This window comes from Nocardia sp. NPDC003482, assembly GCF_053588115.1.
This window is the reverse complement of record NZ_JBSFPI010000058.1, coordinates 1-6,535: the sequence shown is the minus strand read 5'-3', so window position 1 is coordinate 6,535 and position 6,535 is coordinate 1. Positions and strand designations below refer to the sequence as shown.

At 69.1% G+C, this 6,535-nt stretch carries 5 protein-coding genes; all 5 read right to left on the bottom strand.

Annotation, left to right across the window (positions count from 1 at the left end):
• Positions 1-292: 292 nt before the first annotated feature.
• Positions 293-1,198, bottom strand: a complete 906-nt coding sequence (gene puuE / locus ACWDSJ_RS37745; protein ID WP_450037668.1) for an allantoinase PuuE — start codon at positions 1,196-1,198, stop codon at positions 293-295.
• Positions 1,195-2,268: an allantoicase gene (gene alc / locus ACWDSJ_RS37740; protein WP_450037667.1), complete on the bottom strand. Its 1,074-nt coding sequence runs from the start codon at positions 2,266-2,268 to the stop codon at positions 1,195-1,197. Before alc ends, puuE begins: the two co-directional genes overlap by 4 nt.
• Positions 2,265-3,479: a DUF6986 family protein gene (locus tag ACWDSJ_RS37735; protein WP_450037666.1), complete on the bottom strand. Its 1,215-nt coding sequence runs from the start codon at positions 3,477-3,479 to the stop codon at positions 2,265-2,267. The genes alc and ACWDSJ_RS37735 overlap by 4 nt, the downstream gene beginning before the upstream one ends.
• A 127-nt stretch (positions 3,480-3,606) precedes the next feature.
• Positions 3,607-4,347: an aspartate/glutamate racemase family protein gene (locus ACWDSJ_RS37730; RefSeq protein WP_450037665.1), complete on the bottom strand. Its 741-nt coding sequence runs from the start codon at positions 4,345-4,347 to the stop codon at positions 3,607-3,609.
• 5 nt (positions 4,348-4,352) lie between these two features.
• On the bottom strand, positions 4,353-5,858 hold the full coding sequence (locus ACWDSJ_RS37725; RefSeq protein ID WP_450037664.1) for an NCS1 family nucleobase:cation symporter-1: 1,506 nt from the start codon (positions 5,856-5,858) through the stop codon (positions 4,353-4,355).
• Positions 5,859-6,535 lie beyond the last annotated feature (677 nt).

The window sequence follows — 6,535 nt, the reverse complement described above, 5'->3', positions numbered from 1 at the left end:
GGCGGGGGCACGATCTTTATTCAGGACTCGAAGCCCTGGGAGCCACAACAGTGCTCACCCACCAGCCGCTACCGACAGCAAGTCTGCCGTATCAGTGGACCCGCTACACCTCATTAGGGTGCGGCTGTGTTGCCGAGCCTGGGGGTTGGCGGCCACTTCTGGGGTAGTTCACCTCAAAGCCGAAGCAGCCCAGCCGCACCCCTTATTCGGATCCGCACCCCTTGCAGGGCCTTGCAAGGGGTGCGTTTTCGAATAAAGAGTGCGGCTAGGGTTGCCGGGCCTTTGGTGAGGGTTACCGGGGTGGGTGGGTTTTGGTCCAGTGGTCGGCGATATCGATTCGTCTTGCGAGCCAGACCTTTTCGTGGGAACACACGTAATCCAGGAAGCGGTTCAGGGCCGCGGCTCGGGCTGGGCGGCCTGCGAGGCGGCAGTGCAGGCCGATCGACAGCATTTTGGGAGAGCCCGCTTGGCCTTCCGCGTAGAGGACGTCGAAGGCGTCGCGGAGGTAGGCGAAGAATTCGTCGCCGTTGGCGAAGCCTGCGGGGGAGGAGAAGCGCATGTCGTTGGCTTCGAGGGTGTAGGGGATGACGAGGTGGTCGGTGTCGCGGACTCGGGTCCAGTAGGGGAGATCGTCGGCGTAGGAGTCGGAGTCGTAGGTGAAGCCGCCGTGGGCGACGACCAGGTCGCGGGTTTGGGGGGAGTCGCGGCCGGTGTACCAGCCGCGCGGTGGGGCGCCGAACAGGTCGGTGATGATTCGGACCGCCTCGGCGAGGTGTTCGCGTTCGGTGTCGGGGTCGATCTCCTGGTAGGAGATCCAGCGCAGGCCGTGGCAGGCGATCTCGTAGTCGTTGCGCCGGAAGGCCGCCACCGCCTCGGGATTGCGTTCGAGGGCGCGGGCCACGGCGAAGACGGTGAGGGGGATGTCGCGGGATTCGAAGGCGCGCAGCACCCGCCAGAGTCCCGCCCGGGAGCCGTACTCGTAAAGCGATTCCATACTCATGTGGCGATTCGAAAACGCTTGTGCGGGAACAATATCCGACAGGAACGTCTCCGACGCCGGATCGCCGTCGAGGACGCAGTTCTCCCCGCCCTCCTCGTAGTTGAGCACGAACTGCACCGCGATGGCGGCCTCGCTGGGCCAGTGCGGATGCGGGGGATGCGGTCCGTAGCCGACCATATCGCGGGCGTAAGCGGTCACGGCTGTTCTCCCCGCAGGTCGTCCATGATCCCGTCGGTCAGTTCGCCCAGCAGCGGTTCGGCGCGCAGGCGATCGAGAGCGGCGGGAGTGAGCGTGCCGTACAGTCGCAGCCGCGCGAAGCCGCCGTCGGGATAGACGTCCACGCGCACCTCGGTGACCGGCTCGGCCGCCTCGAGCGCGAAGCGGTGACGGGTGTCGGGCTGCAGATCGGTGCGCGGCAGTAGTTCGAATTCGCTTCCGTCGGAACGGATTCCGGTCAAGCGAGCGGCACCGGGGCTGTTGAACAAGAAGTACGAGGTATCGATCTCGACGACGCGCGGCACGCCCTCGCCCGCCAGCCGCACCCGCACCCAGTCGTTGCCGGTGTCGCGACGCCGCGCGGTCTCCCAGCCGTCGCCCATCGAGCGGGCGCGACCGGGCATGAGCAGGTTCTGCGGATGGGAGTAGAAGCGGTTGGAACAGTCCACCACCAGTCCGCCGTTCTCCACCGCCGCCAGGTCGAACGGGCCCGAATCCAGCCAGCGCGGATCGGGTTTCGCCACACCGTGCACCCGCAGCCGCGCCACCCCGCCGTCGGGGTACATGCTCAGCCGCACGTGGGTGAACCGCTGTTCGGAGTCGACGACGAAGAAGTTCTCGGCGTCCCCGTTGACCTTCTCGCGCGGCACGAGCGCGGTCCAGTCGGTGCGGGCGGCGATCTCCTCGGCGGGCGGATAACCTTGCACCGCAAGACCTTCCACGGAGATCTCGGGCGGATAGTTGCCCGTGAACCACGCGGTGTCGACCACCACGCCGCGGATCACGCCCGGCGCGCCGAGTCGCACGATGGCCCGGTCGCGGTCGTCGGCGGCGGGAGCGTCCCCGCCCGCGCGGCGGCGTCGCCGAGTCTCCCAGCCGTCGTACACCTGACCCTTGTGCCCGAAGGTCGCCGCGGTGAAGGTCGCGGGTTCGGGGCGGATGAGGTTCTCCTTCTCGGCGAAGGATTCGTCGTCGGCCCAGACGACCGCGCCGCCGAGGGTGCGTACCGCCAGATCGGGGAGCAGGGTGAATTCGGTTGCCTCGCCGCTCATGGGGTGGGCGATCTCCTTTCTCGCAACTGGGTCAGCACCTCGGCCGTGGCGGCCGGTACCAGCGCCGTGACATCGTCGGATGTGTATGCGCCGCAATCCAATCCGCGCATCACGACGGTCGCCAGCGCCTGCGCGGTGGCGGGTTCGTCGACGACCGCGCCGTCGCGGCGGCTCAGGTAGCGGTCGATGCGCGGCGCGGCGGCGGTGAGCGCGCCGCGGAAGAACGCGAAGGTCGCGAGCCAGCGGGTGACCAGGTGACCCGGGTGCATATCCCAGCCCTGGTAGTAGCCGCGCTCGAGGGAGCGGGTCACCAGCCGATGGTGCCGGGTCAGCGCGGCGGCCACCTCGTCGGCGGTGCCCACGGGCACGACCTGGGTCGAGCCGTCGCACACCCACACCCCGGTCTGCGCGGCCGCGGCCTGCATGACGGCCTTGGCGTGATCGGCGGCGGGATGCTCGAGCGACTGGAACTGCGGCGCGACGCCCAGCGCGGCGCTGTAATCGTAAGTGCCGTAATGCAATCCGCTGCATCGACCGGCGGCCCGGTGGATCGCACGGGCCACGGTGGCGCTGCCGTCCGGGGCGATCACCGCCTGCGGGCTCTCGATCTGCAACTCGAAACGCAGTGCGCCGCTGGGCAATCCGTGCGCGCACTCCAATTCCTCGCACAACCGCACGGCGACCCCCACCTGATCGACCGAACGCAGCTTGGGGATGGTGAACACGAACCCGTCGGGGAGGCCACCGGCCCCCTCGAGCACCAGCTCCAGCGTGCGCACGGCCCGCCGACACTCGGCGCTGGTCAGCCCCTTGATCCGGATGCCGCGCGAGCGGACCGACGCGGGCAGGGCCGCCAGGATCTCCCCCGCGTGGACGGCGTCCCGGTCCTCGACCTCATCTCCCCGGCCGCCGTACCCGTCCTCGAAATCCAGTCGAAGATCCTGAATCGGCCGCTGCGCCAACGTTTCCCGCACCCGGCCGAGGGTCTCGGCGTCGGCGAGCGACACGAGCAGCTCGTGATGCCGATCGAGGAGTTCGGTCGCGGACCGCCCCCATTCGTGGGGCAACTCCTTGCTGGCGTCGGCCGCGCAGACGTAGGCCGTGTGCACCGGCTGCCCGGCCCGATCTCCCGGATAACGCCGGGCCAACTCGGCGTCGATCGCCGCCACCTCCCGCGCCACCCCGCCCCGAAACTCGCCATCCAACGTCACGCGGCGACCCCCACGCCGACACCCCCCAGGTACACCACCCCAGCCGCACCCTTTATTCGAATCCGCACACGTTTCTGGGCCCTGCAAGGGGTGCGTTTCCGAATAAGGGGTGCGGCTGGGGTGGGGGTCATGGGGTGGGTCCGTTCGGGGTGAAGGGGGTCAGGGGGCCGGTGTGGGGTTTGGGTGGGGGTGCGGCGAATTCGCCGCGGCCGGATTTGCGTAGTCCCAGGGTAACCAGGGATTGGACGGAGAGGGTGGCGGCGGCTACGCCGTCGATGATCGGGACGCCGGTTTCCTCGGTGAGGTAGTCGCACAGGTCGGCCATTCCGGCGCAGCCGAGGACGATCGCGTCGGAGTCGTCGGCGGCGACCGCGGCGCGGCAAGTGTCGGCGATCACCGCGCGCACCTTGGGGTCGTCGAGTTCGAGGACGGGAATGTCGGTGGCGTGCACGCCGCGGCAGAATCGTTGCATCCCATAGCGTTCCGCGAGGTCGAGGGCCTGGCCGACGGTCCGGGCGAGGGTGGTGACGACGCTGAACCCGCGCCCGAGGTGGGTGGCCGCGTGCATGGCCGCCTCTGCGATCCCGATCACCGGCCCCCGTGCCAGCTCGCGCGCGGCGTACAGGCCGGGGTCGCCGAAGCAGGCGATGACGTAGCCGTCGACGCCCTCGGCCTCGCCGCGCGCGATCTCGGCGAGCAGGCCCGGCACCGCGAGCGCCTCGTCGTAGTGGCTCTCGATGGACGCCGGACCCATGGTCGAGGTGACCGCCTCCACGACGGTGCCCGGACCGGCGACGGCCCGGGCACACTCGTCGATGACGGCCGTCATCGCGGCGGTGGTGTTCGGATTGACGACGCGAATTCGCATGGCCCTCACGGGGTTTCGACGACGGATAGGCGGAACGGGCCGCGCCGGGCGAGCGCGAGATAGCCGAGCAGGCCCACCCCGCAGCCGATGAACCAGCTGTACTGCGCGGCGGTGTACATGCCCGTGATATCGCCCGCGGTCAGCACCGGGAACACCGCGGCCGTCGCGCCGATCAGCGTGGCGATGATGGCGGCGGGGTTGAAACCCTTGCGGTACCAATACCTTCCGTGCGGCGACAGGGTGAACAGCTCGTCGACCACCACGTGCTGTTTGCGCACCAGGTAGTAGTCGGCGATGAGCACGCCGAACAGCGGGCCGATGCAGGCGCCCAGCGTCTCCAGCGTGTAGTGGATGACCTCGGGATTGTTGTACAGATTCCACGGCGTGATCAGCAGTGAGCCGACCGCGGCGATCATGCCGCCCGCCCGCCAGGAGATCTTCTGCGGATCGACATGGGAGAAGTCGAAGGCGGGGGAGACGAAGTTGGCGACGATATTGATGCCCATGGTGGCGACGGTGAAGGTCAACGCGCCCAGGACAATCGCGAACGTGTTGTCGATGCGGGCGACGGTCTGCACCGGATCGGTGATCAGCTCGCCGTACACCGGCACGGTCAGCGACGCGGTCACCACGACCAGCAGCGAGAACACCAGGAAGTTCACCGGCAGCCCGAGCAGATTGCCGCGCTTGACCGCCGCGAAGGACCGCCCGTACCGGGAGAAGTCGCCGAAGTTCAACATCGGCCCGGAGAAGTAGGACACCACGAGCGCGATCGCGCCGAGCATGACCGGCAGCGCCGACCAGCCGGTGTGCGTCACCGTCGACAGGTTCAGATCGATCGCGCCCCAGCCCGCCTTCGCGATGAGGTACCCGCACAGCGCGAACATGACCACGTACACGGCGGGCCCGCAGAAGTCGATGAACTTGCGGATCGACTCCATCCCGCGCCAGAACACGCACGCCTGCAACATCCACAGCAGCAGATAGCTGCCCCAGCCCAGCGCCGACAGTCCGAGGAAGCCGTAGTCGTCGACGACCGCGTAGGGCGCCAGGCCGGGAAACAGCTTGACCAGCACCACATCCAGGGCCGCCGAGGCGAGGAAGGTCTGAATCCCGTACCACGCCACCGCGATCAGGCCGCGGATGATCGCCGGGATGTTCGCCCCGAGCACGCCGAACGCGCTGCGGCAGATCACTGGATACGGCACGCCCGTGCGCTGACTCGGCTTGGCGACGAGGTTGCAGAACAGTTGCACGATCCCGATTCCGACCACGAGCGCGATCAGCACCTGCCAACTCGCCAGCCCGAGCGCGAACAGACTGCCCGCGGTCACGTAGCCGCCGACGCTGTGCACGTCCGACATCCAGAACGCGAAGATGTTGTAGGAGCCCCAGGTCTGCTGTTTCAGCGGGGCGAGGTCGTCATTGGTGAGCCGGGGGTCGTAGTCGAGGCTTTCGGTCGAGGGCGGGCTGACAACCGCCTCCACCGGGGGCGCAACGGTCTCGCTCATGTCGCACATCCGATCTGCTGTCCCGCGCTCGCGGGAATCCGATGCGCAGAACGCTATCGAGCCGGTATTGCCCCCTTGTTGCCGAAACGATATATCTTCCCCAGCCCAGCCCAGCCCAGCCCAGCCCAGCCCAGCCCAGCCCAGCCCAGCCCAGCCCAGCCCAAGCCTCGGCCCAGCCCAGCCCAAGCCTCGGCCCAGCCCAGCCCAAGCCTCGGCCCCAGTCCAGCCCAGCCTCGGCCGCGGCTCGGCCCTGGCCCAGCCTTGGACCCGGCTCGGCCCTGGCCCAGCCTCGGTTCCGGCCCGCCTTGGCCCGCCTCCGTCCCGACGCGCTCGGTCCGGCGTGGCCCGGCCCGGCCCGCTCCGTCGCGCGGCGCTCGGCCCGGCCCGTTTCGCCGCGCTCCGGCTGGTCATACTCGGCCCGCTCCGTTCGCTGCGCTCCGGCCCGCTCCGGTCCGGCTCGGCCCGCTGCGTCGCGCCGAGCTGGACCGGGTCGACCCGACCTGCTCCATCGCGCCGCGCCTGGCTCGGCCCGCTCCGTTCGCTGCGCTCCGGCCCGCTCCGGTCCGGCTCGGCCCGCTGCCTCGCGCCCAGCTGAGCCGGGTCGACCCGACCTGCTCTTTCGCCGTAGTACTTGATGACGTGATAGATCGGATTGCGCCGAGTCGCGATGCTGCGAT